The sequence below is a fragment of the Sporosarcina sp. P16b genome (genome assembly GCF_002743065.1).
Taxonomy (GTDB): domain Bacteria; phylum Bacillota; class Bacilli; order Bacillales_A; family Planococcaceae; genus Sporosarcina.
This window is the reverse complement of the sequence record NZ_PDYO01000002.1, coordinates 110,867-137,521: the sequence shown is the minus strand read 5'-3', so window position 1 is coordinate 137,521 and position 26,655 is coordinate 110,867. Positions and strand designations below refer to the sequence as shown.

The window sequence follows — 26,655 nt, the reverse complement described above, 5'->3', positions numbered from 1 at the left end:
CATCCAGATGTTCAATAGAAAATTAATCCAAGTGGCCTTTTCACGTGTTATAATGAAGTCATTACGTACTATATAACAGCTAAGGAGCGTGTCTTCATGAACTTTCAACCTTCCAAAAAAATGTCCATTTTCTCACCAGCGATCTTTGGTGACTTAAAAGCAGCTGCTGAGTTAAAAAAAGCAACAGGTGCGCAAGTCGTCGATTTAAGCCTCGGCAGCCCGGATCTTCCGCCTGACGAGCGTGTACGCCAAGCGTTGTCTGAGCAAAGTGCATTAGCATCTTCTTACGGTTACACACTCGGAGGGACGAAACGATTCCATGAAGCCGTCGCGGATTACTACAAGCGGCGGACAGGTGTCATCATCGATCCCCAGACAGAAATCTTGCAAACGATGGGTTCGCAGGAAGGCCTCGTTCATTTACCTTTTGCGTTCTGTGACGAAGGAGATTACGTTCTGACAACGAATCCTGCCTACGTCGCCTATGACGCAGGAATTAAACTAGCAGGCGCTGTGCCTTATTACATGCCATTGCTTGCGGAGAACGACTTCTTGCCTAATCTAAACGAAGTCCCGGAAGAAGTGTTGAAAAAAACGAAACTACTTATCCTGAACTTGCCAGGAAACCCAGTACCCGCAATGCCGAATGAAGCCTTCTTCAAAGAAGTCGTAGCGTTTGCGAAAAAATACGACATCATCGTACTACATGATGCAGCTTACTCGGAATACTATTTCTCAGGCGACCGTCCGGCAAGTTTCCTAACGACACCGGGCGCAATGGAAGTTGGCATGGAAATCAACTCGCTGTCGAAAAGCTTTAGCTTGGCAGGTGCGCGGATCGCTTACTTTGTTGGGAATGCAGAAATGATCAAAGTGCTACGCGAACTAAAATCCAATCTCGACTATGGAACATTCGGACCGATCCAAGAAGCCGCTATTGTGGCGCTTGATAATGGTGAAGAGATCACGGATCGCCTACGCGCAGAGTTCTCTAAACGCCATCACGCGTTAATGGACGGACTTGCATCACTGGGCTGGGAAACGACGCCATCTGAAGGCGGTATGTTCGTTTGGGCAAAATATCCGTACGACCTAGACGACATAGAATTCGTCTTCGAAGTGATCAAACAAGCGGGTGTCGTCATGGTACCTGGCAGCATCTTCGGCACCGCAGGGAAAGGGTACGTCCGCCTTGCACTCGTGCAAAAAGTGGAATTGATTGAACAAGCGATTGAACAACTTAAAGAATTATCGATTGTGAGCGTGTAAATAACAGCGAGGAAGAGAGATTTTCTGCTCTTCCTTTTTTAAATGATAAAATGGGTCGAATTTAATTCGATAATAGATGCCTACTGCATACAGTAAACTATTACTGTACACTATCCATAGAAATGAAATATAGAGAGGAGGGATACGATGAACAAACAAGAAAAAGACCAGGGCCGCAAGAAGGAAATCGGGATTCAACCCCGTAGAAAAAAGCAAAGCCTGGTAATCTGGGGTGTTGTCGCAACAGCCACCGTGATGTTTCTGCTACTCGTGCTACCGTTATTACAAAAGTCGAACACTGAAACCGAAAAGGTTGTGCCAGCTGTAGGGCTTTATGAAGATCTAGAAAATGTACAGCTTAAGGTGTTACAAGAAAAAGCGTTGGAAGATGGAAAAATTGAATACCTAATTGAGATAAATAATGACACCAATAGAGTCATTCACCAGCCTACATTAACCTTCAGCTTCGAGGTAAAACAGGAGAAAGGTTGGGATGAGAACCCCTTCAAGTACTCGACTGATCTTGGATTGGAAATCGAACCGGGGCAAAAAATGAAATTACCGCTACCGGTTGATATCAGTCTCTTCAACGAGGAGAAGATCGATACCGATCATATCATGCTTGAACTCAAGGGATATCTGGACGAACTGAAGCTTGAAAATCTATTTCATATGGGACAATCAATCAGTAACGTAGAAGGCGATGGAAAATGGAAAAAGTTGTGACCAAGCTAAAATCACTCTATAAAAAGAGTGTTTTTAGCTTTTTTTAATAGGATGTAACGAAATCAATAGTTTGCAGTCTACTCTTATACATACTACACAAGAGGAGATGAACACGATGAATACAGGAAGATGGCTCATTGTATGGGGGATAGCTGGGACGATTGGAATCGTTGTACTGATCAGTTTCCTATTCTGGCCGAAAGTTGGTATCACATCCACGAAGTCCGTGCTCGCGGGTCAGTCGCTGAATGTCTACTTTACGAATCCGGTTAGGGAAAACTTGGATGCTTCGAAGTTCCATGTTATGAAAGGTAATAAGAAAACACCTGCCAAGCTTTCGTACGGAAATAAAAACGCGTCATTGCAAGTAGGTGGGCTACAGCCAGGGGACTATACATTGCATATCCCATCTAAAAGTTTTGGAATGTGGAGACGTGCTGAAGACCAAGTTCTTTCATTTACCGTCATCGAATCTGTCCAGCCCGTCACTTCCATGAAGGAAATAGAGAACTTCTTTGAACGGGTGGAACCTCAGGGGCGTAGTGAAATCATGGAAGAGTCTTCTTCGGAAGATAAAGCTTCTACTAGTGGCGGCGCTGATCATTCACAGACCAATCAGCAAGTAGCGGGAGTAGATGAAGCAGATACTGTCAAAACGGATGGTGATTTCCTCTATGATGTCTTAAATGGCGAAGGTCTTATGATCACGGATATCCGTAATTCAAACGAGATGGTCCGTGCCAGCAAGGTAGCCTTTTCGGATGAGTTTTATGCAAACCAACTGTATATAGATCAAGATAAAGTCGTATTAATTGGTGGCCGAAATCTAGACGCGCCGACATCCAATATGGATTCGAAAATGACGGGAGACCGCATGATGCCGACACAACAAATGTCCGTTATTCGTGTGTATGACGTCACAGACCGTACGAATCCGAAACTTATTCGTGAAACGGGTGCAGAAGGGTACGTCATCGGAACACGCAAAATTGACCAATTCGTTTACATGGTCACGAATAATCAGCCGTTCCTATGATATGATCATCCGACTCTGGTAGAAGATCAGCTAATACCAAAAGTTTATGATTCCGCAGCGGCTCAAAAGGTACAGCCGCTAGCACTCGATAAAATCTCGATTTTGCCAGGCGCCATGGAACCTTCCTACTCCGTCATCACGACACTCGACATCGAGTCGGGAGAAGAGGGAGGAGTGAATACGAAAGCTTATCTGGGCAGTGGTGAACAGCTCTATATGTCTCCAAATCATCTGTATCTGACGTCCACAAACTACCAAAACAATCAGCAAAGCACCAGCGAAGTATTCAAATTCAGCCTGGACAAAACACAAGTGCATTTCCTACAAACTGCCCAACTTAAAGGAACGATTTTAAATCAGTTTTCAATGGATGAGCACAATGGCTACTTCCGTACGGTCACAACAGAAGGGAATCTTTGGGATGAACGTAATAAAGCGAAGAACCATTTATTCATTCTCGATGAAAATATGAAACAAGTCGGTTCAGTCGAGAATCTGGCGGTCAATGAACGAATTTATTCTGCACGATTCCTCGGAGACAAAGCGTATATGGTAACGTTCCGCGAAACGGACCCGCTATTCGTCATGGACGTTGCGGACCCGAATAACCCGAAAGTGCTTGGCGAGCTGAAGATTCCTGGCTTTAGCAACTACTTGCATCCGCTTGACGAAGGCCATTTGATCGGCTTCGGTTATGAAACAATTGCAAAGAAAAATCCGCAAGGCGGCGCACCTATTATTCAAACAGGCGGCATGAAAATTTCAGTGTTCGACGTAACCGATTTTGCCAATCCAAAAGAAACCGCTTCTGAAGTGATTGGCGGGCAAGGCACCTATTCCTCTGTCCAGCATGATCATCACGCCTTGTTCATCCATCCAACACGCCACTTATTCGGCTTTCCAATTTCAGTGTATGAGCAATCCAAGCGTGAAAATATCCTAGATCTTCAAAGCTCTGGCGCAATGATTTACGAAATCACAGCGGAACGCGGCATCGTCCAAACAGCCGATTTGACCAAACGCATGACGCATGAATACATGGACTGGGAAAAAGAAATTCAACGGCTGTTGTATAGCGACAATGCCCTCTACACGATGTCCGTAAATGAAGTAAATAGCTACACATTAGACCACTTCACGCCTCTGGATACGTTGGAAAGAGCTGGCCATACAACGAATAGTGTGCAACCTCTAGAATCGATAGGAAAATAAGGCTTGAGCGCCCACTACAACTACGTGGGCGCTTTATGTTTTCAAGTTCCGCTCAATGAACCCGTTCAAGTGCTCTATCACGTTCGAGATCCGCTCAATCAACCCGTTCAAGCGCTCTATCGCGTTCGAATTTCGCTCAACGAACCTGTCCGAGCGCTCTATCACGTTCGAATCCCGCTCAATCAGCCCAGCCTATCGCTCAATCACGCCCGCGCAATCCAGCCATACACCCCCACCATCCAATCAAAAAAGGTTGTCTTTTCAACTCCCGTACAGTAAGCTGTAATCAAACGCACTGAGACGTACCACAACTGAATGAGATAGAAAAAATGGAGCCCTTTCTTTATGAAAGGAGCTCCATCTAATTTGATTGCGATAATTTATTTGATTTCGATTTGCTCAGCGGGCGTCGGCATTCCGATGAAATGACCTTGCACTGCATCAATACCCATTTCTTTCAGCAACTCAAATTGCTGTTCATTGCTGACGCCTTCTGCGATTGTATACAAGTTTAGTTTTTTTGAAAGTTGGATCAATCCTTCGATCAATTTCTGTGTCTTCGGATTGCTCAACAATGTTTCGGTAAAGACGCGGTCAATTTTGACGCTGGTGATTGGCAAATGCTGCAAGTATCGCAACGATGCATATCCGGAACCGAAATCATCGAGAGTGAATTGCAAACCAAGGTTTTGCAGTTCGGACATTTGCGTCAGTACGGATTGTTCTTCCTCCGCTTTGAGCGCGAATTTTTCCGTGAACTCGAGATGAACCTTATTTGCGGGGCAACCTGTTTCATTTAAGATGGAGATCAATCGGTCTTTCCATTGTGGGTTCAAAGATTCACGAATGGAAGAGTTGATGGAAATCCTCATATCATTACCTGCCCGATGCCATTTCGTTACGAACGTCATTGCTTCTTCTGCGACGTATGCACCGATTTCTTCAATCAAACCGTTTTCTTCTGCAATCGGAATCAATTCGTCAGGACTGATGACACCCAGATCTTCATCTTCCCAACGAACAAGCGCTTCGTAGCAAGTAATTTTCTCGCTCGCCACATCAAATTGCGGCAGATAGGCTACATGCAATGAATTGCGATCCAGTGCCGTCAGCATCTTTCGGTCAATTTCCAAACGGCGGTTCAGAATTTTATGAGACTGAGCAGATAAAGAAGCAATCCGTCCGCCACCTTGACTCACGACATCGGCTGCCGCAGTCATCGCGACTTTGTATAGTTGTGTGTATGTTTGTTGATCCTCAGGGAAACGTACAATCCCGCCACTAATCGAAAGTGTTTGCGCATTGTGGCTGAGGTAGATCGGCTGTTGTTTTAAGAATTCATAGAAACCTTGAATATACCAATCGCCGAAAGCTGTCAGCACGACGAAGCTATTCGTATCGACACGCGCAATGGGACTATCCTGGAAGTAGCGCTTTAATCGGTTGGTGAATTCTTGAATCAGCTGCGTCTCAGACTCTTGAGATTGCAGCTCTTTCATAGTGTAGTAATGATCGATCGTCAAATAAACGAATGAAAAATGCATGGCTTTTGCGATAGATTCATTCACTACTTGTTCTAGCTTGTGACGACTCATCAGTCCGGTTTCTACATCAATGAATGCAATTTCTCCTAAGCGTTCCTGCAAGCGAACGTCTTCCGTAATATCAAGTTCTAAAAAGAACGCAGACTGTAGTTCTCCGGCGTTGGATAGGGTAGGTACGGCAAGTGTATTCACAAAGAACGGTTCACCTATGCGGGTCATTTTTTCTATTTTACCCGCCCATGTTTTCCCGGACAGCAAACAATCCCAAATGGAGTTCGCTATTTCCTGACTGTGGGGTTGATCCGAAAACATTTGCCAAAACGATTTACCTAAGATCCGTTTCGGGGTCCAACCACTAACCGTTAGGTAATTTTGATTGGCATAGGTGATTAGACCTTCGCCATCAGTATGTGTCACTAATTGGTATTTATTTAGACTATCGACCAATGCTTGGTGTTCGCTAATCTCTGGTAACGGAATTGCATGCATAGGGGTACTCCTTTCCACTTCTACTATATGACTATTATAAATGAAGTTTCAGTGTTGTCTACATCTGACATGTGAATTTTATACTATATAAGTAAAAAACAACAATTTAGAAAGGGGTGATGGACCATGTTGCGATTAAAAGGAATTGTGATGATCATTGTAGGTTCAATGTTATGGGGCGCTACTGGACCTATGATGGAGTGGATTTTGGACTATAGTGAGATGTCGGTTTCTATGATGTTAATCCTACGTTTGACCATTGCAGGTGCTGTAGTACTAGCGTTATTAAAAGCAAAAGGCATACAAGTTGGTCGTCCTATGAGACAGAAGTTGTGGTTGCGCAAAATGGTGATGTTTGGCATTATCGGAATGCTTGGGGTCCAGTTCGGATTCGTCCAAACCATTGCATATAGTGACGCGGTAGTTGCGACATTATTCCAGTTCGTTGCGCCGGTCTATATTATCATTCTACTATCCATCCTACAGAAGTCCTTTCCACCAGGTAGTCAAGTAGTCGGTATGGTCGTGGCGTTATTCGGCTTGTTCTTGCTTTTGACCAATGGTTCATTCTCAAGCATTTCATTAGATACAACAGCGATTGTCTGGGGAGTAATTGTGGGATTTGCCTTTACTTTTTACACATTATATCCCGTAGTTCTTATGGCGGAGTGGGGTGTGTTACTTGTTGTCGGCTGGGGAATGTTCATTGGCGGCATTACTTTATTCATCCTTAACTTGCCGATGTTCTTCATGAACCTTGGGGATTTGCTCGACGGTCCGTCAATGGGTATGTTGCTACTTGTCATCATAATGGGAACACTGGCATTCATCATGTTTTTGCAAAGCATGACGTATATTTCACCCGTTGAAACGAGCGTCCTTTCCAGTTTCGAACCGCTCACCGCGATGATGATCTCTGTGTTATGGCTCGGTCAGACGATGGGGGTCTGGCAACTAAGTGGTGCGGCCATCATGCTTGCGGGAGTTATCTGGTTATCGATCGGGGGGAATCGCAAGGAGAAAAACGCTCCGTTCCCAGAATCCATCCAAGAGTACGATCATAGCGAGGTGTAGCTTTACGCCTGTACACGCCATATTCCTATATGACATAATGAAGGCAATGACGGCACGTAAAGGGTGAATCAGATGAAAACGGTTTTCCGCTATGCACTACCTTATAAATGGCCAATGTTCATCGCCATTTTACTCATGTTACTTGAACTATCAGTCGAATTAATCCAGCCATTGCTGATCGGTAGAATTATAGATGAAGGAATTATGAAAGAGGATTTGAACACGGTTTTGATCTGGGGGAGTGTCATGATGGGACTTGCCTTCGTGGCGTTCTTTTCGGGCGTCGTCAATTCCTATTTCGCTGCACATGCTGCACAAAGTTTTGGTTATGATCTTAGGCAAGCATTATTTCAGCGTGTCCAAACGTTTTCACTTGCAGCATTTTTGCGCTTTCCGACGTCGAGTCTCATTACACGTTTGACAAGTGACGTGACACTCGTCCAAAACGCCCTTTTCATGGGACTACGAATTATGGCACGTGCGCCATTGATGGTGATCGGTAGTCTAATCATGGCATTCGTCGTCAGTCCGAAACTTGCGGTGTTTCTACTGATTGGTGCACCGTTCCTAGCGGTATTCCTCGTGGTCATGGCGCGCAAAGGAGTCCGTTTATTTGGATTAGTCCAGCGCCGTTTAGACGGTGTCAATCATCTCGTACAAGAAAACTTGCAAGCGGTTCGTCTCATTAAAGCCTATTTACGAGGTGCTTTTGAAACGAACCGTTTTTCCAAAGCGGCAAGTGCACTAAAAAAAGATAGTGTACATGCGATGCGCTTAATGGAATTAATACTGCCAGTGTTATTGTTTATAATGAATGTCAGCTTCATGGCGGTACTTTGGTTCGGTGCAGATGAAGTCCGCAATTCAGATATGCCTGTCGGGGATATCGTGGCGATCGTCAACTACACGATGCGCATGACAAGTGCCTTCTCAATGTTTTCTTTTTTAATTGTCATCTTCTCTCGCGCAAAAGCGTCTTCCGATCGAATGGAAGAACTGCTAGTTGCGGATGCTGATGTCGAAAAGTTAGAGATAGCTGACAATCGCCACCAAGGAGCAGTTTCTGTTCGTTTTGAACACGTTTCTTTCCGTTATCCAGGAACGACTGAAGACGTACTCAAAGATGTATCGTTTGAAGTTGCGGCGGGTGAGAAACTCGTCGTCATGGGCGCGACCGGTTCCGGTAAATCCACCATGATGCAACTACTCCCGCGCATGTTCACAGTGACGAAAGGTACGGTGTGGATTGATGGAAAAAACATCGCAGACTGGCCACTCGATACGTTACGGAATTTGATCGGTTATGTGCCGCAACAATCGATGCTCTTTACTGGTTCGATCGTTGATAATCTGTCATGGGGTAAACCGAATGCCATTGCCGACGAAATCGAAGAGGCCGCTAAAAAAGCACAAATTCATTCGTCTGTCATGGACTTTAAAGATGGCTATGAAACACGTGTCGGCCAGCGCGGTGTGAATTTATCTGGTGGTCAGAAACAGCGCTTGTCGATTGCGCGCGCATTGATTCGTAAACCATCCTTACTGATTTTGGATGATAGCACCAGTGCGCTCGACGTTAAAACGGAGTCGTCATTATGGGACGCATTGCGGGAAGAAGATACGACGATGCTGATTGTCACGCAAAAAATTCAAACTGCTAAAATTGCTGATGCAATTTTATTATTATCAGAAGGCAAGATCGTAGGCTATGGTACGCATGAAGAGCTACTTCAATCGTCTAGCTTCTATCGAGAAATTGCGGAATCGCAACAGAGTGGGGGAGTGGCATGATGCGAAAACCATTTGGCTATGAACCTATTATCCAGAAAGCAGATTTATCAAAAGTACAACGTAAAAAAGTTCAGAAAGCGGGTAACTGGAAGTCCGTGCTCGCACGTATTTGGCGCTTAGTTGATCGGCAACGAGGTTTACTGATCACCGTGTTGGTACTTGTTTTAATCAGTTCAGCCCTAGCGCTAATCGGTCCCTTAATGATCGGAAACATTATTGACCACTTCATCATTCCGAAAAAAGTGGATGGGCTCAGTATGCAGATTGGTTTTTTACTGCTCGTGTATGTGGGCTTCTCATTGTCTACGTATTTCCAAAACTACTGGATGGTCGGAATCGCGCAACAGACAGTCTATCGTCTGCGCACGCAATTATTCGGCCATCTACAGAAGCTGCCCATCCGTTTCTTTGATAAACGCCAGCACGGTGAATTAATGAGCCGCGTGACGAATGATATCGAGAATGTCAGCCAGACGTTGAATTCCTCATTGATCCAAGTATTTTCAAGCGTGCTGACACTTATCGGTACGGTATCCATCATGCTTTATCTCAGTCCGTTATTGACGTTGCTGACGATGATCATCGTTCCTTTAATGTTCATTGCGATGCGCTGGATCACTCGGCGTACGGGTATTTTATTTAAAGAACAACAACGTGCAATCGGTGAATTAAACGGCATGATTGAAGAAACGATTTCAGGTCAACGAGTCGTCAAAGCATTCTCGCAAGAACAGAATGTCATGGGAGAGTTCGCACAAAAAAGCGAACGTCTACGTACAACAGGTTTCTGGGCGCAGACGTATTCAGGTTTCATTCCAAAAGTGATGAACACGCTGAATAATCTGTCGTTTGCGATTGTTGCGGGGGTAGGCGGACTGCTGGCGGTGACAGGGTATGGTGGCGTAACGGTTGGAACCATTGTCATCTTCAGTGAGTACGCACGGCAATTTACGCGTCCTCTAAATGACTTGGCTAATCAATTTAACACTGTACTCTCCGCCATCGCGGGTGCAGAGCGAGTGTTTGCCATTATGGACGAGCCTGTTGAAAAAGACGAAGCAACGGCACAGATCGAAACATTACATGGCGATGTCGAGTTTCGCAATGTAACATTTGGTTATGAAGAAGAAGCAATTATCAAGAACCTTAGTTTCCATGTTCGGTCAGGTGAGACGGCGGCCTTCGTTGGAGCAACAGGAGCAGGGAAGACGACGATCATGCAATTGCTGTCACGTTTTTACGAAGTAGACAGCGGCCAAATTTTGCTCGACGGTATCCCAATCGATGAACTGCCGCGCCAAACTGTGCGTAGCCAAATGGCTTTCGTTTTGCAAGATCCATTCCTATTCGAAGCGACCGTGCGCGAAAACATTCGCTACGGACGACTTGACGCAACGGACGGGGAAGTCGAAGAAGCCGCTAAAAAAGCCAACGCCCATAGCTTCATCAACAAGTTATCGATGGGCTATGATACGGTGCTGACGGCAGGCGGCGAAGAGATATCACAAGGGCAAAAACAACTGCTATCCATCGCCCGTGCGCTAGTGGCCGATCCGACCCTGCTATTGCTTGACGAAGCGACTAGCAGCATTGATACAGTGACAGAGCTCGCAATACAGGATGCGTTGGAACGTCTTATGGAAGGTCGAACAAGCTTCGTCATCGCGCATCGTCTGAACACGATCAAGCAAGCAGACAAAATCTTCGTACTGGCAGGCGGTGAGCTACTCGAATCGGGCAGCCATGAAGAACTGCTGGACCGTAAAGGCGTGTTTTATGGAATGTTGAATCATGATGGGTAAGTGAAGGGCTGTTGATCACCGGCCTTCACTCCCGAAAACTTGTGTCTTTTTTCTGTTCCGAAGAATGGATGTCAAAAACGTACGTATGTGTTGATCTATGGAGTTGAATAATTACACCGTGAACGAGCATTGCATGTAGCGATGCTTTTTTATCTATTATATATACTTTTTAGTAGAGTAAATGAGAGAGTGGAATGTGAAGGTCTATACAGAGTTACTTGAATTCAAGGTCTTCGAAAAGATGAACTCTTTCACACGTTATGGACGTATAAATAGTAGAACGGTGATTGTTCAAGAAATGAGCTAAATAGAAGAAGAGTCGTTTTGTAAAAGGGGGCATTCTTATGAGAAGGTTTTTTTATTACTTCGGATGGACAATGGTTATAGGGATCATTATTTATTCAGGTGCAAAATATCAGTTCCTGTTGAAACAAGAATATATGAAAAACTTTGAAGTACTATCATTTGTTTTGTTTTCATCCATATTTCCTATTGGTATTGGAATACTGTTCAGGTTGCCAAAACTTATAAATGAAATTAAAGAGAATAGACAATGGACCTTTGATTGGGCTAAATTCATGGCGATTGGGTTGCCATCTCTTTGTGTATTATCTATGTATGTATTACTATTTACACCAGCCGGAGAGAGTATTCTTCCATTTGTACCGGAAATTATTTACTCGGGAAGTTTAACCATTCAAACAATAGCTGGTGTGGTATTTGGCTTTATCTTGTTGGATAGTGTAAAGGAGTAATGATTTGTTTTAAAATGAACGGATTCCAACCACAACTGTCAATTAGTAGTGGAGTTTGTATGAATTACTTATTATTTACGTTAAAACAATAAAAAAAAGCATGTAAAAGGCCGCTAATTCATAAACAAATTAGCGGTCTGTTTCATGCTTCATTTTGCACCGGTGAACAGAATGGATGACATAATCGGATAATTAGCCTATTCCGCGTTATTACTTCTTCTCATCAATATGAAGGGTCTTATCATCTGCAAACTGTACATCCAACTTGAACTCATCATACGTATCGAGTCCATACCACTGTAAAATGCGATCGATTGCTTCTTCTTTAGTAGTCCCGCTATCAATCAAAATTTCCATAAACATTTTATGCATATCGTCAATGGCCTCATTGCCTTCCAGATTCACGTCCTGGAACTCGTTGACGTACTCTGCATCGTCAGGCTTTACATCTTCATAATCCGTCTCGATTTTCTTATTGTCTTTCTTGATTGTTAAATCGAAATCCGTGAAACCATAACCGTCACCCGTGTTAATGGTACTGCCGTTACTCTCGTCTTCAATGCTGACTGCATCGTCATTGTTTGGTGCCTCGTCTTTTGACGCGCAACCTCCGAGAAGTAGAATAGATGAAACTCCTGCAATAGATAACATTCGCATGAACGACATAAGCGCCACCCTTTCTAAAGTGTATACTACTTGTATTATCACCTTAAAACGACTACCTTAAACAAAAAATGTTCTATTTGTAGACAGGAGAATAGGAAGAAGCCCAATTAATGATACTTTCGCTCCATGATCGAACCGAGCATTTGTCGAATCGGTAAAACTTGTCCGCTTGGTAGTCGAACCTTTCCATGATAATAGCCGACATATTGATTAATCGACATCTTCCGTACAATATAGTCATCAAGCGTTGGGCATTGGAAAAATGGTTTAAACGTCAACTGGATATCATTCGAAAACTTTGTGTGGATTTTCCATGCGCTTTTCGGGTCTTCTTTATCACTTTCGAATACTACATCTTCATGAAATTTATGCATCGTACCTTCTACGAAGACGGCATTTTCCGTCAACCCCGTACCATCCGTCCAACTACCGCCGAAATTTAAGCCGATCCGTTTGCCGCTTGTCCGCTGGGAAGCCATCGCCCAGTCCCAATTCGTTCTGGCATTCCATACACCGCGCCCATAATCGCAAATGGCAAAACTGTAATAGGGATTGAAATCAAAACGTCGATCACCAAAACGTACATATCCGCCGGTCGGCATAATCGAATGTTTGGAAGTGAAATGGAATGAGTCTCGACTTTTCGGAATGACTACATTTAATGATTCATCTTTCTCGGGATGAATAATATGTAAATCTGCATGCAACACTTCATTGTCAAAATCAGGAATGAGAATGGACAAATGCGTTTCGCCTTGCATATGAACGAATTGAACCGTCATATCGTCATGTACGAACTTGATACTATCGAGTGCCTCTTCAGGCATTTTAATACGTCTTCCAAAAGGAAGGGTTACATGTTTTTCGTAGAATCGCTGTGTTTCATAGTTTAGTATGTAAATTAGACAAGTCACTTTATGATCCAGGTGTACGATCGAGGCGGTTAATAAAATATCCTCCCCATAGATGCACCAATTGTTCCAGCGCTTCTTCTTCATGAACTGTCCTCTTAAATTGCTCCTCACTAAAGGGCTGCGTGCGTATCCTATTGATTCAGGATTCAGAAGCCCCTTGGAGTCACACAGAGAAACAATTTCAGATAACTCTCTTTCTTCATGCTGCATACCATTAACCACCTTTCTTGCCTATTGTCTTTTAAACGAACAATTGATATACTCTATATTGTATCAGATATGAGGGGCATTAGCTCAGCTGGGAGAGCGTTGCGCTGGCAGTGCAAAGGTCAGGGGTTCGATCCCCCTATGCTCCATAGTAGAAAAGGTTCTGTAAATGCCTTCATATCAGTGTTTGTGAGAGAACGCCTTCCGTCAACGGAGGGTGTTTTTTTGTTGACACAGACTTTTTGTTGACAATCTGTTGACACTTTTCAAGAAAAATAAAAACGCCACTAAATATGGCGTTGTTGCGTAGGGCTTTCAAATAGATCATCAAAGACATTCGCGGCTAGTTGATTAGCTTCTTCCAGGTAGTGGCCATATACATCCATTGTTATGGAGATATTAGAATGGCCCAAGCGCTCTGAAATAATTTTAGCGTGTACACCTTGGTTAATTAATAGGGTAGCGGCTGTGTGGCGTAGATCGTGAAAGCGTATCTTTTTAAAACCACTACGATTCAAGAACCTAAGCCACCATCTGGATGGTGTATCTGGATGCAATGGCTTTCCGTTCCAATCTGAAAAGACATAGAAGTGCTGTCCACCTTCCCACAGTTCAGACGCTTGTAGCTTGTCCATTCTTCTTACTTTGTAGAATTCGGCAAGTCTGTTCATCAATCCTTTTGAGCCAATGACCACGCGCCTTTTCTTGTTCTTTGTACTTCCTAAGGTGTACCCAGATTCCTTTGTATAACTAAGCGAATGGTTTATATGGATCTTGTATGATTCAAAGTCTATATCATTCCACTGTAAACCGAGGATCTCACCGCGTCTCATGCCTGTTTCGATGGCTAAACGAATCATAAGACTGTGCTTGACACCTTCATCATCGAGCATAGCGAACAGTTGCCGGACTTCTTCTGTAGTGTACACTGCAGTTTCTGTTTTCTTCTGTGTGGGCTTTTCTGAATTTGTAACTGGATTAGTCTTGATGGATCCATTCTTGATAGCGAATTGAAAGATGTTACTTAATAAGTCGTGATGTTTCTTAATGGTAGCAGGAGCGAGACCCACTTTCTTCTTGCCATCCAGTCGAGTCGTTTCAAGACTAATCAAATAATCGGTTACGTGTATAGGTTTAATACTGTCCATTTTCATATCGGCAAAGTTGGGGAGTATGTGCCGTTTCAAAGTATTCTCATAACTAGAAAGCGTGGAAGGTGAGAGGTTACGTTTTGCGCTCTTTTCAAACCAATCATGCGCAAATGCCCCGAAACTCATATTAGTAGGATCTATATAGTTGCCACCTTCAATTTCCGTAACGAATGCAGCTAATTTCTTTTTCGCTTCCGTCATATTCTTCGCTTTGACTGTCCTGGTCTTCCTCTTACGCTTTCCTTGCGCGTTGAACCCCATACTATAGGTAAGCAAGTAAGAACCGTTCTTTCTATCCTGTATGCTTCCGGACATGGTGGATCACTCCTGTTCGCCAAACATGATTTCGGCAATTTTTAACAACTTGGTTTTATCCTCATCAGTGAGGATGTAGTTATTTACAACTAACGGAAGTCCCTTCGTGCCGATTAGAAGCGCGGCTTTCAATGGGATACCACTTTTTTCTCCAAGCTCAATCTCGTTTTTTCTCTGTTCAACAAAAGATTGCGCATGAGTTATGTTTTTAGCTTTATCTTCTAATTGATATAATTTGTTAATCACAAACCTAATATTATCCGTACTCTCCGTATTATTATCTAAACCCATTTCCTTAATCCATTCTTCGAATTCAGAGTCAGAAAAATTAACAATGGTTCGCAGATCTTCCCACCCCAGAAACTTTAGTAAAGAGTAGGTTTCAGAATGAAACAAGTCGCTGTATCCCGGATCACGCTCTGTTAATGATAATAAATATGCAAAAGATATACCTAAACTATCAGCCAATTTATAAATAATTTCAGCAGAAGGATTATTGTTGTGGCCATTTTCTAATTGTGATAGATAGGGGTGCGACACGTCAATGCGTCTGGCCAACTCTCTCAGTGATAACTTCTTTTCAGTTCTGGCGACCTTTATAACTTCACCGAATGTACTTTCTTCCATTGCGTCATCCCTCCATTTTCTCTATTTTACTCACTGAATGGTAAATGGTCAAACAATTTTGGTAGATGGTGGTTGACATCAACCATATTTGTTTGTAGAATAGGAATTAGAAAGTGAATAAAATTTCTGTAAGGTGGTGGTGAATGTGGTTGAAGTAACAATCAGGAAATCAGATATAGTGAAATTGAAAATAGCGACAAAAGGTTATGGAATAAGGAGTTTTTCTGGAAAAATCGGTATATCACATTCATATTTATCTCAAATATTGAATGAACACAAAAAACCTTCAGCTACGGTAGCATCGAAAATCGCAAAGGGATTAGATGAAGAAGTGCTTGATCTTTTTTTAATAAAAGTGGTTGATGACTTACCAAATGAGGCTACTGCAGTTTTATAATGCATGAGAAAACTATAAAAAGAGGTGAGCAGGTATGACAAGTAAATTAAACATTGAACCTATCAAACGATCCACACTAACAGCGCAGGAAACAGCTACTTATCTGGGAGTTTCACTGGATATGATTTACAAGTTAGCGCGTGAAAAATCCATACCGAATATCAGATTAGGACAGCGGCTTCTATTCAAAAAAGATAGTCTCGACCGCTGGATGTCGGAAATTGAGCAATAGGAAGGGGTGATCCACAGTGAAAGATTTCGCAAACGTGCTAACTGGAACTGATTCACCAGAAGCGAACACGCTGGCAATTAATATATTTTACGGTAGCTTGACGGTTATCACTTTTATTCTAGCAATTACTCTATAAAAGGAAACCAGGCTAGATTCAAAATAAATTGAAGAAATGAAGGGAGATCAAACAAATGGAAGAGAATATCGACAAGTTAGCAATACATCTTGAGACGATGGAGGGAGTCCACATGCTCTTAGGGGACGTGTTAGAGGATTTTACCGCTGCATCTATGTCTGTTGATTCAAAGCAACGTCACTATGAAGCGAGAGCAAAGCTTTCCACTCTTATTACGCTCATGGGGTATACACTGAAAGATTTAAACGCTGAACAACAAAATATAAGTGATTCTAATAGGGGGAAAAATAATGACAAAACTAAGTGATGCAGTGCTAGAGCTAGATGAAGTGCGTGGCGGATTTTCAATACATGGGGAATTACTTAAAGATATGTTGTGCGAGATTGCTGATTTGTCTCATGAAGCGAGCAATGTAAAAAGAGAAAACGCAATGATCCACTGGGATAAGATTCAACGAAAGTTAAGAGTGCTTCAAACACTTTCAACACATGCATGTAATGAATACCAGAAGGGTTTTACCAACCTAGATGAAACTACTGATTTGTTAGTTAACGAATGTCTGGGGCAACCAGAAGAGTCAAAGCAGCAGATCGCGGCAGTTAAACAAACAAAAAAAGCCTAATTCCGGGCAACGGAATAAGGCGCAAGAAGTATCTCTATAAGTAACAGTATAGATCAGCAATATGTTTTTAAGCAAGGAAAAACTTTCTAATGACTTTTCCTTTCGTGCTGTGATTCTAAATTAGATAGATAAAAGGATGAGGAGAAGTCACAGAAAGGAGTTGTGAAAAATGGCGTTAGTTGAAAAAGAAGAAATATTATTAGTGGCCGCTGAAAACATTCCTGATGAATTAAAGAAACTTCCACAGTTTGTTTTATGGCGCGCTGAATGGAATGAACAGAGAAAACAATTCGACAAAATACCGTATCAATTAAACGGTAGAAGAGCCAGTTCCACAGATAGTTCAACCTGGGGCAACTTTGAACAGGTTTTGAAAATATATGAAGAAAATAATAATTATGAAGGCGTAGGATTCGTTTTGACACAGCAAGATGATTTTGTATGTGTAGATATAGATGATCTTCAATCTGTGGATGAATTGGACCCGTTGGCAGAAGAAATAGTAAGTATGTCATACGCTGAAACATCGCCTTCTGGGAAAGGTATACATGTCTGGTTCCGTCACAAATTGGACCGTGAGCGACATAAAAATAAAAACGCTGAAACGGGTTATGAAATATACGATTCTTCAAGATTTTTGACGATCACGGGCGAAAGTTTAAACGCTTTGCCTATCAATCCAGGTGGAGAAGAATTGAATGTATTTCTGGATAAGGTTCTAAAACGTGAAAAAGCTCAAGTATCTACGATTCAGCAAAATGATAACTTTGGCCGTGCCGCTTTATCAGAAGAAGAAATCATCAAGATAGCTTGTAAGAATCCAGCTACAGGCGATAGGTTCAAAAGTTTTTTATTTGGTGGCTGGGAACCTCAATACCAGAGTGATTATTCCGATGCAGATTTAGGATTCCTAAATGATTTGGCTTTCTGGTGTAATTGCGATATTCAAATGATTGACAGCATTTACCGGAAATCCTCTTTAATGCGTGATAAATGGGATAGACCGCAAAACGGGACAACCTACGGAAATGAACAAATCATGAAAGCTGTTTCTGAATGTGCTAATACATTTAGTCCTCCACAAGGTGGTGAAGGTGAAATTAAACGTCCTTGGTGGCGTACTAACGATAATAGTACACGCTCCTTTCTTCATCAGGTATTAGCGAAAGAAGTAATGAAAGAATATAGCATTGTCCGTTATCCAAGTCCTCATAGTGATTTGTATTACTTCAATCCGAAAAAAGGGATATATGAGCAAGATAGATCAGGCCGACAAATTAACGGCATAATTCGGAAGTTTGATGATGAGCTTAAAAATGGTCAAGTCAAAGAAACCCACAATTACATTCAGGATATGTCTCCAGTAGTTAGTAAATTGAATGAAAATTATATTGCGTTAAAAAATGGCATTTTGAACTTTAATACATTTGAACTCGAGCCGTTCAATTCAGATATATTTATACTTCAAAAAATAGGAGTCAACTATAATCCTGTCGCTTACGATTCTTTTGTTGATTCTACATTAAATAAAGTAACCAGAGGTCATGCGGCAAGTATTGAAAATATTAAAGAGATATTTGCTTGCGTACTTTATCCAGGTGTATTGGTCCCGAAAATACACTATTTGCTAGGACGTAGCGCGCACAATGGGAAATCATCTGTTTTGAATTTAATACATCAGACATTCAATAAAGATGGTGGAAGCATTTCAGCGGTTACTCCACAGAAATTAGCCAGTAGTACGTTCGCTGGATCTTCCATTTACGGAAAGCTTGCGAATATTGTGGACGATAATCCGGAATCACTCATTGAAGACAGCGGCCTATTAAAGACTATTGTCACAGGTGGATATGCGGAGATTGAACGCAAGGGGCGGGATTCTGAAACAGTCCGATTAAGCACAACGATGATCATAGCAAGTAATCATTTCCCTAATCTGAATGAGAGTGGTAATGCTATAAATCGTCGATTGAACATTATTCCATTCGATCATAACTTTTCGTTGGATGTGGATTGCTTACCGGATGAAGAAAGTATGAGATTAATATCAAGTGATTCGGCTAGTGAGTACGTTTTGAAGATAGCTGTCGATACATTGAAGCGCATGATGAGTAATCCGTCAGCCGATAAATTAACACCAAATGATAAAGTGCGTGAGGCCGCGACTGCATTTGCAGAACATAATGATCCAGCTGCTGACTTCTTCCATGAGTTCAATGAACAGTATTTTAACGATGTACGGGGTACGAGAGCGATAAAAGATTATGAGGATTGGTGCAGAGAAAACCGCGTTCCTCCCATGGACACAAAAAAATTCAAGGAAGTAGTTTGCACTCGTTACAGTATGGAATGGAAAGATAAATCGGTACAGGAAAGCGGTGCCTGGAAGACAGTGAAAGGTTTCAAGTCCAAAGGTAACAAATAGCAATATAGCAATTAGCAGCAATATTCTTAGCAACAACAGAAAGCTATTAGTATCAACGGATCGCGGATGTTTTATTGCTATATTGCCGTATTGCCGGAAATATCTTAACTTCTATTTATATAGGGGTAAACGGCATCTACATACCCCTTTTTATATAATCTAATATTATTAGCAATAAAGCAATAAGTATAAGAATTATAGGTATAAACATGGTGGCATCAAGGTTTTTGCTTTATTGCTTACTCGGCAATAAAAGAGCAATAAAGCAATAAAAGGAGGAGTAAATAAAATGACAAAACAAAACATCGTAACACTCAAAGAAACGGCTTACGCAAAACCTACCGAGCTATATTCCGTGGTGGAGAAATGCGTTATATGTGGGGATAAGCACATTCATGCAGCAGAAGAAGGTTACAGAGTTGGCCATTGCATTAATTTTATGGCTCCACCTACTTACAGGCTAGTCATAGATCGAGAGAATGCGGAGAATATCCGGTTAGCTGAAAAGTATGGCATTGAACTGAATTAGGTATCAGCCGCGTATTCGGCAACAAGAATAGACAGGACCATTCAGGGAGGTGCTACACATGGAACAGCCGAGCATGATAGATCAGTATTACGAACAATTCACTCTGGCGACAGCCGGCACATGTTATGACGTAGACATGGACGAAGAGACAGCCGAGGTTGAACGGCGGGTGCGGGAGGTCAGCTATAACCTGTGGAAGGATGCCCAGGGAAAAAGTTTGGCTGATCGAATGGAGACTGAGAAAGAAGAACACTTTGAACAACTGTATGAGTTTAGTTATGGCGTATCCATGTATGAAGAAGATTACTTCTTACCGAAAAGGACGGATATGGTCGCCCTTCTGATCATTGAAGAGAAGGACATGTATGAACGAAAGATCCGGAAGGCACGCCAGCAGTATCATCGCTTCAATGAGGTTTGCGGGCAGTTGAGTGTGGAGGACAAGCGCATGTTTACCAGCTACTTTGAATGGTCCCGCAAGGTTGACTATGAGCAGTTACGCCAGTCCATAGTGAACAACCTGCAACTGCTGAATCAATACTATGAAGAAGATGATGATGAGGAATGGCGCAGAGAAGCCATGAGAGATCGAATGAGTTCCGCGGATGATCAGCGCATCATTCCTAAACCAGATATGGAAAAGAGAAATAAAAGAAAAAATAAAATGCGGCAGCTGTTCGCGGAATGAGGTATGTCTACAATGCAAATGACTTACAAAATGGTAAGCCCTGAAATGCATCAGGATATGATTAAAGTCGCTTATCAAATCATGGACTATATTGAGCGACTGGAAGGCATTGAGAAGGACGAGACAAGCAGTCAGGAAAGAAGGCAGGCAGCTGCAAGAGAAAAGAGTTTCCAACAAGCAGACTTAGAGAAATTAAAATCAATGATGAAGAATAGCAGGATAGGTTTCACCAGGGTTATTTATTTGAAATACATTGAGGGCTACACGCTGCAGGAAGTGGCCGATGAACTGAATCTAAGCCGCAGTGCGCTCTCCGTTGCACATGCAAACTTTAAAAGGTGCTTAAAGAATCCTGTAAAGAAAGAGCGTAAAGAAATAGACATAGATCAGGTGACTAGAAATATACAAACACTGCAGCGCGACAATCATGAACTCGAATGCAAAAACTGTGGAAGTATCAACAGAATTCCGCGCCACATTATAAATAAGATCATCAAAATGGAAAGCGTCATAAAGAAAGAAGAGGAAAGGATCGATGTTAATTGTTAATCAAGATCGGTATCTTGCTTACATTCTTTGTAACCATACCAATTCTCTTGCTGTACGCAGTGTGGACGAACCTGCGGGGAAAATAACCCGCCCCCATCAAAACTTTTGAAAAATTTTCGGGAAACCATTCAACGAGGAGGGGTCATGACTCTTTATATTTATTCGATTCTCGTACATAAGGGGAGGGGGGTGCAAGTGATGGGGAATGCTGGGAATAAAGAAGAGGTACAACAGTCAGACGGTGATTTACGAGCGGCCATTCAGCAGGGTTTGCTGGGTCAATTAAGGGAACAGCAGAACGATGGCCCCTACTTCCTGAATCTTGTGGATGATTATATGGCTTTCTGGGATATAAAAAGCGGGCTGATCCAGGACGTGCAAAAACGCGGTGTTATGGTGAAATGGAAAAACGGTGAAAAGCAGTCCGGCCATAAAAAGAATGATTCGATTTCGGAACTGATCCGCGTCAATACGCAGATGATGAAAATTCTACAACAGCTAAATATCAAGGCGGCTATGCTACACGAAGATCCAGTAGATGATTACTAATTGGAGGTGAATAAGATGAGTAGACAAAAATTAGGTACAGCCGCAAAAGATTTAACAGAAGAAGACTTGAAACGAATTGCAGCAGCTTATCATGTGGGTGTCACTAAGGAATTTGAACAAACAGGAGTGTGGAAGGACAAGCCCACATCGGGAGAACAATTCTTGTTAGATCGTGTTACAAGACAAGTGGAAGAAAATAAACAGCGAAATGCAGAAAAGGACGTGGACCAATGAACGCAACACTAAATATTTATGGCTCTATTTCAGAAGAAAAGTATTATGACACAGATGTAACCCCGACAGAAGTGAAAGCCTTCCTGGAAGAGTTGAACCCATACGAGCCATTAGACATTCACATTAATTCATACGGTGGCCATGTGAGTGCTGGGCTTGCTATTTATAACATCTTGAAAGCACATAAAGGACCGACAACAAGTTATATTGATGGTTTCGCTTGTTCAATCTCCAGTGTGATTCCGTTTGCGGCCGATAAAGTCGTTATGCCGGAAAATGCTGTTCTAATGGTTCATTTACCAATAGTAATGGCGATGGGAAACAAAATTGATTTTCAACAAATAATTAGCAATCTGGAAACAATGGAAAAAACTCTCCTATCAGTTTATATGGCAAATGCACAGACTGGCATTTCAGAAGAGGCTATTAAAACAATGCTTCATCCTGAAACATGGCTTACTGGTGATGAAGCCGCTGAATACTTCACGGTGACAGTTACAGGTGCGGAGGATGTGGCAAATCAAGCTATCCAACAAGCTGTGGTAGCCGATGCGATAGACGATTATACCAAAACGATATTGCAGAAGTTTGCAGCTAGTCATATTGGTAAGCGGCCACAAAATCAAGCAAGTGTATTGAGTAAATTCCAAAAGGATGCAAACCGCGGAACTGTTTTGCAGAATATGAAAGCAAGCTCTAAGCCAACCAATCTATTAACTAAATTTAAGAAAGCAGGGAACTAAATATGGCAAAAGCGAAAGAAGCTCCATTCGTGCGTACAATGCAAGCAATTGCAGATCGCGAACAGATGAAAAAGAAAACAAGCATCCACACACTGGAAAGCCGATTGCGTGTAGCAAAGGACAGTTTAAAGGATGCAGTAGATCGCTGGGATCGTGATTCGATTCTACTAAATATTGATGAATTAGAGTGGACGGTTGCAGATGCTCGTAGGGAGCAGAAAGAGTATGGTTACGGTGGCAAACCCATGGATGCAGTAGAAGCCCAGAAAGCTGTGTTTGATTACAACGAGGATGTGAAAGAACAGTCCAAGCAATTACAGCAACTAGACAAGCAACTACAATCATTAATGACCGAGTATGTGAAAAAAGCACAGCCGATCATTATGGAAATGATTCAAATTGAACAGAAAGCGCAACAAGCTAGTCGATTACAGTATCACTTGCCAAATGGTGTGGGAGCGAAGTTGGAACGATTACACCAACCAATACAGTTACCTGCGTCTGCACGAGCTGTACAGATGTTAAAAATCAAAGGGGGCATTCAATAATGCTAGTGACAAAAGCTGAACGATTAAACACATACCAGAAGCGTATTGCCATGCAAGAAGCAAGTACACCGTGTATTAGGTATACCGGAAAATTCAAAGCCACCAATGAGGCAGCAGAGCGGTTTTTCAATCCTTATGAAGCGCCACCAGCTAAACGTACCAAGTTACAGGAACAAGTATTCCAAGCTAACCCAGATGCACTCAAAATCAATGAAGAGAATCGGAAGAAATTTGACCGTACAGAACATTTACAAATTCCGTTTATTCTCCATTATCAATGTGAACATGAAACAGAAGAAGAGCGTCTGGAAGAAGCCAAGCGGCATATTCTGCACCGCATGTATCAGCAATATAAAGGAGAAAAGATTACACTCGATGACTTTGAATTGACAATTACAAAAGAAGTTCTCTAAATATAAAAATCATACAATGAGCAGCCTGCAAACGGGCTGCTTTCTTTCTGGGTGAATAGAAAGGGGTGGTATGCACATGCATGGAGCAATCACGGGAGAAGAAGGGATAACGACTAAGTACGGTGTGTTCTACCCTTCACAATTAAAGCTGATCGGCTGGGGCGCGGAATATAGAGTGTATGTGATTGATAATGAAATGGTTCTCAAAGTAAGCACGGGTTATCATTTTCAGAATCACGGTATCATTTTGGAAGAACTGGCAGGCCGTCCATTCATCCCGAAAGTATACGATTATTGTGAGCATGGGAAATGGTACATCATGCAGCGTATCCAAGGGAGCGATCTATTTTTCCGGCCGTGGATTCCCTGGTTTGAAATCCAGTTCGATTATGAGAAGTTTTGTGAGGATGTACAGGAGTTTTCTAAGGTGTTTAATGAGTATGATTTTGTGATTCATGATCTGGGTCGGGATAATGTGATGATTGATCAAGACGGTGATTTCTGGATTGTGGATGTGGGTGGGTTTACGCAGCGTGGAGAATATGATTGTAAGAATGAGATAAGTGAGCTGATAGAACATGGGAGATGGGTTTTAGAAATTAAAGGTGTTCTTTGGGGGGGGGGTGGAAAGACGCTGACATTGTAAAAAAGATTTATGACAAATAAGGTATGGAGGTTGATATAATAGAACTATTAGCAACCTATAGATAGGAACTGTGATAATATTTGAGGTTTGTAATCACAAGGGTATGAAAAGTATAAAAATTTGACGCGCCAGGACAATGTCTGACGGATGCGGTGGGAAGAAGGGGAATAGTTTTGAATGAACTACTTTCAAATGAGAGTTTTAAAACGATAATTCCTATTTTAGTAGGGGTTACTAGTTTGATAACCGCTATAATAACATTTATGCTAACTTCTATTTTTACAGTAATTCGGGATAAGAAGAAAATTAACTTCGATAACAGAGCTTACTTTGAGTACGGTGAACATGAAATGTACTTTCCGATCAAACAGGAAAGTATAGATACCCATGGTGATGGTTTAGTTTTATTCGGGAAAAATGGTGCGCAATTCAAAAACGAAGCAGGTAAAAGAGATAGGTTTTGTACATTTATGATAGTTCATAATAGGACAAACAATGACCTTTTAAATGTTAAAATCAAAACCATATACTCGGGAAGAAATCGTATCGAAGAAGAGTTTGTTCTTCCTTATTGGAAAAGTAACGATGCCATTTATTTATTTCAAACCGACTACAATGGAAGTTCGCACTTCTCAACCAATGAGCATTTATCAATTGAATTTACAACACGCTCCTTGGAAAGATTGAAATTTATGTTCAAAAGGCAACAGAATAAAAACTATATAGAACGTTATCAAAAAAGGTTTTATAAATTTTTTTGGATCAACTTAATTAATTATAGGCATTCCGACTTCTTTAGCTTTCAGAAATTGAAAAAAAGGTAGTTAAAAATTCATTATTAGTCCTCCCTGGCCAACCGGAGGACAACATCTGATTACAGCATCTCTTTTGAGGGATGCTTTTTCTATGCCCGAAAATAAGGGAGTGAGTGGTGATTCGACATGACGAATTGGGAGGAGATCTAAACCTATAAGCAAAATTAGACGTAGTAAGCGAGTAGTTAATATGGATTTGTTCATTGGGAAGATAGAGCGCTTGAAAAGACGTTGTGAAAGGTTGTTTAGGGGTGGATCAGCAGCATTATCGGACGATGCCGCTTTTATTTGCGAAATTTCACTACTTTTGTCGAAATGTTTCAAATTTACTATTTTCTAGGTATATTTGATTTATAGAAAAGGAGGAGTTTTAATGGCGAAGGTTACAAATAAACAATTAGAAGCAGGTCTGACAGAAGAAAATGAATTGGTTCTTATTGAAAGTCGCACCATGAGGGACCAACATGTATACAGGGATGAGATTTTGGAGAAGGTTAAAGTTTTACCCACTTTACCAAATACTATAGAAATCACTACTGAAATGGCTGCTAATTATTACGATGTACCCGTTGAAACAATTAGGAGTATTATTAAAAGAAATCGAAGAGAATTTAATGATTACGGAGAAATTAGAGTCTTAAAAGGAGCTGCTTTAAGTGTGTTTAAGGCAGAGGTTCAAGATGAACTTCTGTTTAAAGGAGTAAACGCATTAACGTTACTCAACCGAAGAGGACTCTTAAGGTTAGGAATGTTATTAACTGAATCAGAAGTAGCAAGATCCGTTAGAAATTACTTGCTAAATGTAGAAGAAGTATCTGATTTAGCACAAAGACAGTGGGCTGTAGAACGAGAAATTGGCAAACGCGAAAGAAGACAACTTACGGATGCTATACAAGAGTTTTATCTAGGAACAACTACCAAAGGTTTTGAGTATGCGCAATTCACCAATCTTGTTTACAACATCATTTTTGATATGAGCGCAAAGCAGTTAAAAGAATTATTCGAGCTTGGGAAAAATGAACCTTTGAGAGACTCGTTTCCAACCGAAGATTTGAGGAAAATAGTGAAAGTAGAGCAGACAATTTCGGTATTACTCACACTGGGCAAAGAATATAACGAAATTAAACAAGAGTTATTGTCTAGTAGAAATAAATTCTTGTAATGATATAGCTATTGACTTCTCTGAAATAGTTTTTCACTAAAAGTGACCTTATCCATTGTGGAGGAGTCTTTGAAAACATGTTGTATACCTTTTTGCAACGAAACCAAATGATGTCAGAACAAAATTCGTTGCTTATGAAATTGCTGCAGAAGAGTACAGATTTATTCCTGGATGGCAAACTCGTAGGTGAAGGCGTCTATGACATTGTGGATGCTATGAATTATGATAGAACTTCCACAGCTGCATACATGAAAGGTATTAGAATCTAATAAAACAATAGAGGGGATGCAGATCCTTTTTTTTATGTAAGATTATATTTTTAGGTAAATAGACTTAGTTTGAAGAGGAGGAAGTCTTCTTCATCTGTCGAATAATGGTAGATAGAGAG

28 protein-coding genes, 1 tRNA gene and 1 pseudogene are annotated in these 26,655 nt (G+C 41.6%); 25 read left to right on the top strand and 5 right to left on the bottom strand.

Translation table 11 applies throughout. From position 1 onward, the window contains the following. The first annotated feature begins 96 nt into the window (after positions 1 to 96). The 3 genes and pseudogenes from CSV77_RS03735 to CSV77_RS03720 all read left to right on the top strand — a co-directional run bounded on the left by CSV77_RS03735 (position 97) and on the right by CSV77_RS03720 (position 4,243). On the top strand, positions 97 to 1,269 hold the full coding sequence (locus tag CSV77_RS03735) for an aminotransferase class I/II-fold pyridoxal phosphate-dependent enzyme (protein ID WP_099672342.1): 1,173 nt from the start codon (positions 97 to 99) through the stop codon (positions 1,267 to 1,269). 147 nt (positions 1,270 to 1,416) lie between these two features. Then, a complete protein-coding gene (locus CSV77_RS03730) occupies positions 1,417 to 1,995 on the top strand; it encodes a hypothetical protein (RefSeq protein WP_099672341.1) in 579 nt (192 codons plus the stop codon). A 106-nt stretch (positions 1,996 to 2,101) separates the two neighbouring features. Further along, positions 2,102 to 4,243: pseudogene (locus CSV77_RS03720) on the top strand (beta-propeller domain-containing protein). Positions 4,244 to 4,623: 380 nt separating this feature from the next. On the opposite strand, the gene CSV77_RS03715 reads toward CSV77_RS03720, so the two are convergent. Beyond that, positions 4,624 to 6,276 carry a sensor domain-containing protein gene (locus CSV77_RS03715; RefSeq protein ID WP_099672338.1) on the bottom strand — a complete coding sequence of 551 codons (1,653 nt, stop codon included), beginning with the start codon at positions 6,274 to 6,276 and terminating at the stop codon, positions 4,624 to 4,626. A gap of 126 nt (positions 6,277 to 6,402) precedes the next feature. Here CSV77_RS03715 and CSV77_RS03710 point away from each other — a divergent pair, with 126 nt between their 5' ends. From CSV77_RS03710 to CSV77_RS03695, 4 genes are all read left to right on the top strand, one after another. Beyond that, the gene (locus tag CSV77_RS03710) at positions 6,403 to 7,350 is read left to right on the top strand and encodes a DMT family transporter (protein ID WP_099672337.1); all 948 of its coding nucleotides are present in this window, start codon (positions 6,403 to 6,405) and stop codon (positions 7,348 to 7,350) included. A gap of 72 nt (positions 7,351 to 7,422) precedes the next feature. Beyond that, the gene (locus CSV77_RS03705) at positions 7,423 to 9,141 is read left to right on the top strand and encodes an ABC transporter ATP-binding protein (RefSeq protein ID WP_099672336.1); all 1,719 of its coding nucleotides are present in this window, start codon (positions 7,423 to 7,425) and stop codon (positions 9,139 to 9,141) included. Further along, entirely contained in the window at positions 9,138 to 10,943 is a 1,806-nt protein-coding gene (locus CSV77_RS03700) for an ABC transporter ATP-binding protein (RefSeq protein WP_369802724.1), read from the top strand. Before CSV77_RS03705 ends, CSV77_RS03700 begins: the two co-directional genes overlap by 4 nt. A gap of 344 nt (positions 10,944 to 11,287) precedes the next feature. Then, entirely contained in the window at positions 11,288 to 11,698 is a 411-nt protein-coding gene (locus CSV77_RS03695) for a hypothetical protein (RefSeq protein WP_099672335.1), read from the top strand. Positions 11,699 to 11,908: 210 nt separating this feature from the next. Here the strand turns inward: CSV77_RS03695 and CSV77_RS03690 are convergent, their stop codons facing one another. Together CSV77_RS03690 and CSV77_RS03685 are read right to left on the bottom strand one after the other, a co-directional pair. After that, complete coding sequence (locus CSV77_RS03690; protein WP_099632077.1) at positions 11,909 to 12,364, bottom strand: YusW family protein; 456 nt, start codon at positions 12,362 to 12,364, stop codon at positions 11,909 to 11,911. A gap of 107 nt (positions 12,365 to 12,471) precedes the next feature. Further along, positions 12,472 to 13,488, bottom strand: a complete 1,017-nt coding sequence (locus CSV77_RS03685; protein WP_099672334.1) for a DUF2804 domain-containing protein — start codon at positions 13,486 to 13,488, stop codon at positions 12,472 to 12,474. Positions 13,489 to 13,561: 73 nt separating this feature from the next. On the opposite strand from CSV77_RS03685, the gene CSV77_RS03680 reads away from it, so the two are divergent. Continuing rightward, positions 13,562 to 13,634, top strand: a tRNA-Ala gene (locus CSV77_RS03680). A 138-nt stretch (positions 13,635 to 13,772) separates the two neighbouring features. Here the strand turns inward: CSV77_RS03680 and CSV77_RS03675 are convergent. Continuing rightward, positions 13,773 to 14,951 (bottom strand): tyrosine-type recombinase/integrase, encoded by a 1,179-nt coding sequence (locus CSV77_RS03675; RefSeq protein WP_099672333.1) that lies wholly within the window; start codon positions 14,949 to 14,951, stop codon positions 13,773 to 13,775. A 6-nt stretch (positions 14,952 to 14,957) separates the two neighbouring features. After that, positions 14,958 to 15,578: a helix-turn-helix domain-containing protein gene (locus CSV77_RS03670; protein ID WP_099672332.1), complete on the bottom strand. Its 621-nt coding sequence runs from the start codon at positions 15,576 to 15,578 to the stop codon at positions 14,958 to 14,960. A 145-nt stretch (positions 15,579 to 15,723) separates the two neighbouring features. On the opposite strand from CSV77_RS03670, the gene CSV77_RS03665 reads away from it, so the two are divergent. From CSV77_RS03665 to CSV77_RS03585, 17 genes are all read left to right on the top strand, one after another. Beyond that, the gene (locus CSV77_RS03665) at positions 15,724 to 15,975 is read left to right on the top strand and encodes a helix-turn-helix domain-containing protein (RefSeq protein WP_099672331.1); all 252 of its coding nucleotides are present in this window, start codon (positions 15,724 to 15,726) and stop codon (positions 15,973 to 15,975) included. A 34-nt stretch (positions 15,976 to 16,009) separates the two neighbouring features. Then, on the top strand, positions 16,010 to 16,207 hold the full coding sequence (locus tag CSV77_RS03660) for a helix-turn-helix domain-containing protein (RefSeq protein WP_233212162.1): 198 nt from the start codon (positions 16,010 to 16,012) through the stop codon (positions 16,205 to 16,207). A gap of 191 nt (positions 16,208 to 16,398) precedes the next feature. Next, positions 16,399 to 16,650: a hypothetical protein gene (locus CSV77_RS03655; RefSeq protein ID WP_099672330.1), complete on the top strand. Its 252-nt coding sequence runs from the start codon at positions 16,399 to 16,401 to the stop codon at positions 16,648 to 16,650. Further along, on the top strand, positions 16,634 to 16,966 hold the full coding sequence (locus CSV77_RS03650; RefSeq protein WP_099672329.1) for a hypothetical protein: 333 nt from the start codon (positions 16,634 to 16,636) through the stop codon (positions 16,964 to 16,966). The genes CSV77_RS03655 and CSV77_RS03650 overlap by 17 nt, the downstream gene beginning before the upstream one ends. A gap of 169 nt (positions 16,967 to 17,135) precedes the next feature. Next, positions 17,136 to 19,391, top strand: coding sequence for a phage/plasmid primase, P4 family (locus CSV77_RS03645; RefSeq protein ID WP_099672328.1), 2,256 nt, complete (start codon positions 17,136 to 17,138; stop codon positions 19,389 to 19,391). 289 nt (positions 19,392 to 19,680) lie between these two features. Continuing rightward, positions 19,681 to 19,920 carry a hypothetical protein gene (locus tag CSV77_RS03640; RefSeq protein WP_099672327.1) on the top strand — a complete coding sequence of 80 codons (240 nt, stop codon included), beginning with the start codon at positions 19,681 to 19,683 and terminating at the stop codon, positions 19,918 to 19,920. Positions 19,921 to 19,978: 58 nt separating this feature from the next. Next, positions 19,979 to 20,608, top strand: a complete 630-nt coding sequence (locus CSV77_RS03635; RefSeq protein WP_099672326.1) for a hypothetical protein — start codon at positions 19,979 to 19,981, stop codon at positions 20,606 to 20,608. 12 nt (positions 20,609 to 20,620) lie between these two features. Next, entirely contained in the window at positions 20,621 to 21,157 is a 537-nt protein-coding gene (locus CSV77_RS03630) for a sigma factor-like helix-turn-helix DNA-binding protein (protein WP_099672325.1), read from the top strand. Between the two features lie 198 nt (positions 21,158 to 21,355). Continuing rightward, positions 21,356 to 21,706, top strand: coding sequence for an RNA polymerase subunit sigma-70 (locus CSV77_RS03625; protein ID WP_144034653.1), 351 nt, complete (start codon positions 21,356 to 21,358; stop codon positions 21,704 to 21,706). 15 nt (positions 21,707 to 21,721) lie between these two features. Then, the gene (locus tag CSV77_RS03620) at positions 21,722 to 21,940 is read left to right on the top strand and encodes a hypothetical protein (protein WP_099672323.1); all 219 of its coding nucleotides are present in this window, start codon (positions 21,722 to 21,724) and stop codon (positions 21,938 to 21,940) included. Continuing rightward, complete coding sequence (locus tag CSV77_RS03615) at positions 21,937 to 22,683, top strand: head maturation protease, ClpP-related (RefSeq protein ID WP_099672322.1); 747 nt, start codon at positions 21,937 to 21,939, stop codon at positions 22,681 to 22,683. Before CSV77_RS03620 ends, CSV77_RS03615 begins: the two co-directional genes overlap by 4 nt. A gap of 2 nt (positions 22,684 to 22,685) precedes the next feature. Continuing rightward, positions 22,686 to 23,231: a hypothetical protein gene (locus CSV77_RS03610; protein WP_099672321.1), complete on the top strand. Its 546-nt coding sequence runs from the start codon at positions 22,686 to 22,688 to the stop codon at positions 23,229 to 23,231. Continuing rightward, entirely contained in the window at positions 23,231 to 23,644 is a 414-nt protein-coding gene (locus tag CSV77_RS03605; RefSeq protein WP_099672320.1) for a hypothetical protein, read from the top strand. Before CSV77_RS03610 ends, CSV77_RS03605 begins: the two co-directional genes overlap by 1 nt. 76 nt (positions 23,645 to 23,720) lie before the next feature. Beyond that, the gene (locus tag CSV77_RS03600; RefSeq protein WP_099672319.1) at positions 23,721 to 24,290 is read left to right on the top strand and encodes a protein kinase family protein; all 570 of its coding nucleotides are present in this window, start codon (positions 23,721 to 23,723) and stop codon (positions 24,288 to 24,290) included. A gap of 173 nt (positions 24,291 to 24,463) precedes the next feature. Beyond that, complete coding sequence (locus tag CSV77_RS03595) at positions 24,464 to 25,114, top strand: hypothetical protein (protein WP_099672318.1); 651 nt, start codon at positions 24,464 to 24,466, stop codon at positions 25,112 to 25,114. Between the two features lie 364 nt (positions 25,115 to 25,478). Further along, complete coding sequence (locus CSV77_RS03590) at positions 25,479 to 26,267, top strand: hypothetical protein (RefSeq protein WP_099672317.1); 789 nt, start codon at positions 25,479 to 25,481, stop codon at positions 26,265 to 26,267. Positions 26,268 to 26,344: 77 nt separating this feature from the next. Next, positions 26,345 to 26,536: a hypothetical protein gene (locus CSV77_RS03585; RefSeq protein WP_099672316.1), complete on the top strand. Its 192-nt coding sequence runs from the start codon at positions 26,345 to 26,347 to the stop codon at positions 26,534 to 26,536. Positions 26,537 to 26,655: the final 119 nt, after the last annotated feature.

Bases quoted from the DNA above. Each gene is read 5' to 3' on its own strand.
- CSV77_RS03685 (WP_099672334.1), bottom strand. From the start codon at position 13,488: ATGCAGCATGAAGAAAGAGAGTTATCTGAAATTGTTTCTCTGTGTGAC.
- CSV77_RS03620 (WP_099672323.1), top strand. From the start codon at position 21,722: ATGAGTAGACAAAAATTAGGTACAGCCGCAAAAGATTTAACAGAAGAA.
- CSV77_RS03715 (WP_099672338.1), bottom strand. From the start codon at position 6,276: ATGCATGCAATTCCGTTACCAGAGATTAGCGAACACCAAGCATTGGTC.
- CSV77_RS03605 (WP_099672320.1), top strand. From the start codon at position 23,231: ATGCTAGTGACAAAAGCTGAACGATTAAACACATACCAGAAGCGTATT.
- CSV77_RS03655 (WP_099672330.1), top strand. From the start codon at position 16,399: ATGGAAGAGAATATCGACAAGTTAGCAATACATCTTGAGACGATGGAG.
- CSV77_RS03705 (WP_099672336.1), top strand. From the start codon at position 7,423: ATGAAAACGGTTTTCCGCTATGCACTACCTTATAAATGGCCAATGTTC.
- CSV77_RS03660 (WP_233212162.1), top strand. From the start codon at position 16,010: ATGACAAGTAAATTAAACATTGAACCTATCAAACGATCCACACTAACA.
- CSV77_RS03585 (WP_099672316.1), top strand. From the start codon at position 26,345: ATGTTGTATACCTTTTTGCAACGAAACCAAATGATGTCAGAACAAAAT.
- CSV77_RS03630 (WP_099672325.1), top strand. From the start codon at position 20,621: ATGCAAATGACTTACAAAATGGTAAGCCCTGAAATGCATCAGGATATG.
- CSV77_RS03640 (WP_099672327.1), top strand. From the start codon at position 19,681: ATGACAAAACAAAACATCGTAACACTCAAAGAAACGGCTTACGCAAAA.
- CSV77_RS03695 (WP_099672335.1), top strand. From the start codon at position 11,288: ATGAGAAGGTTTTTTTATTACTTCGGATGGACAATGGTTATAGGGATC.
- CSV77_RS03730 (WP_099672341.1), top strand. From the start codon at position 1,417: ATGAACAAACAAGAAAAAGACCAGGGCCGCAAGAAGGAAATCGGGATT.
- CSV77_RS03670 (WP_099672332.1), bottom strand. From the start codon at position 15,578: ATGGAAGAAAGTACATTCGGTGAAGTTATAAAGGTCGCCAGAACTGAA.
- CSV77_RS03675 (WP_099672333.1), bottom strand. From the start codon at position 14,951: ATGTCCGGAAGCATACAGGATAGAAAGAACGGTTCTTACTTGCTTACC.
- CSV77_RS03645 (WP_099672328.1), top strand. From the start codon at position 17,136: ATGGCGTTAGTTGAAAAAGAAGAAATATTATTAGTGGCCGCTGAAAAC.
- CSV77_RS03690 (WP_099632077.1), bottom strand. From the start codon at position 12,364: ATGTCGTTCATGCGAATGTTATCTATTGCAGGAGTTTCATCTATTCTA.
- CSV77_RS03625 (WP_144034653.1), top strand. From the start codon at position 21,356: ATGGGGAATGCTGGGAATAAAGAAGAGGTACAACAGTCAGACGGTGAT.
- CSV77_RS03710 (WP_099672337.1), top strand. From the start codon at position 6,403: ATGTTGCGATTAAAAGGAATTGTGATGATCATTGTAGGTTCAATGTTA.
- CSV77_RS03615 (WP_099672322.1), top strand. From the start codon at position 21,937: ATGAACGCAACACTAAATATTTATGGCTCTATTTCAGAAGAAAAGTAT.
- CSV77_RS03600 (WP_099672319.1), top strand. From the start codon at position 23,721: ATGCATGGAGCAATCACGGGAGAAGAAGGGATAACGACTAAGTACGGT.
- CSV77_RS03610 (WP_099672321.1), top strand. From the start codon at position 22,686: ATGGCAAAAGCGAAAGAAGCTCCATTCGTGCGTACAATGCAAGCAATT.
- CSV77_RS03590 (WP_099672317.1), top strand. From the start codon at position 25,479: ATGGCGAAGGTTACAAATAAACAATTAGAAGCAGGTCTGACAGAAGAA.
- CSV77_RS03635 (WP_099672326.1), top strand. From the start codon at position 19,979: ATGGAACAGCCGAGCATGATAGATCAGTATTACGAACAATTCACTCTG.
- CSV77_RS03650 (WP_099672329.1), top strand. From the start codon at position 16,634: ATGACAAAACTAAGTGATGCAGTGCTAGAGCTAGATGAAGTGCGTGGC.
- CSV77_RS03735 (WP_099672342.1), top strand. From the start codon at position 97: ATGAACTTTCAACCTTCCAAAAAAATGTCCATTTTCTCACCAGCGATC.
- CSV77_RS03700 (WP_369802724.1), top strand. From the start codon at position 9,138: ATGATGCGAAAACCATTTGGCTATGAACCTATTATCCAGAAAGCAGAT.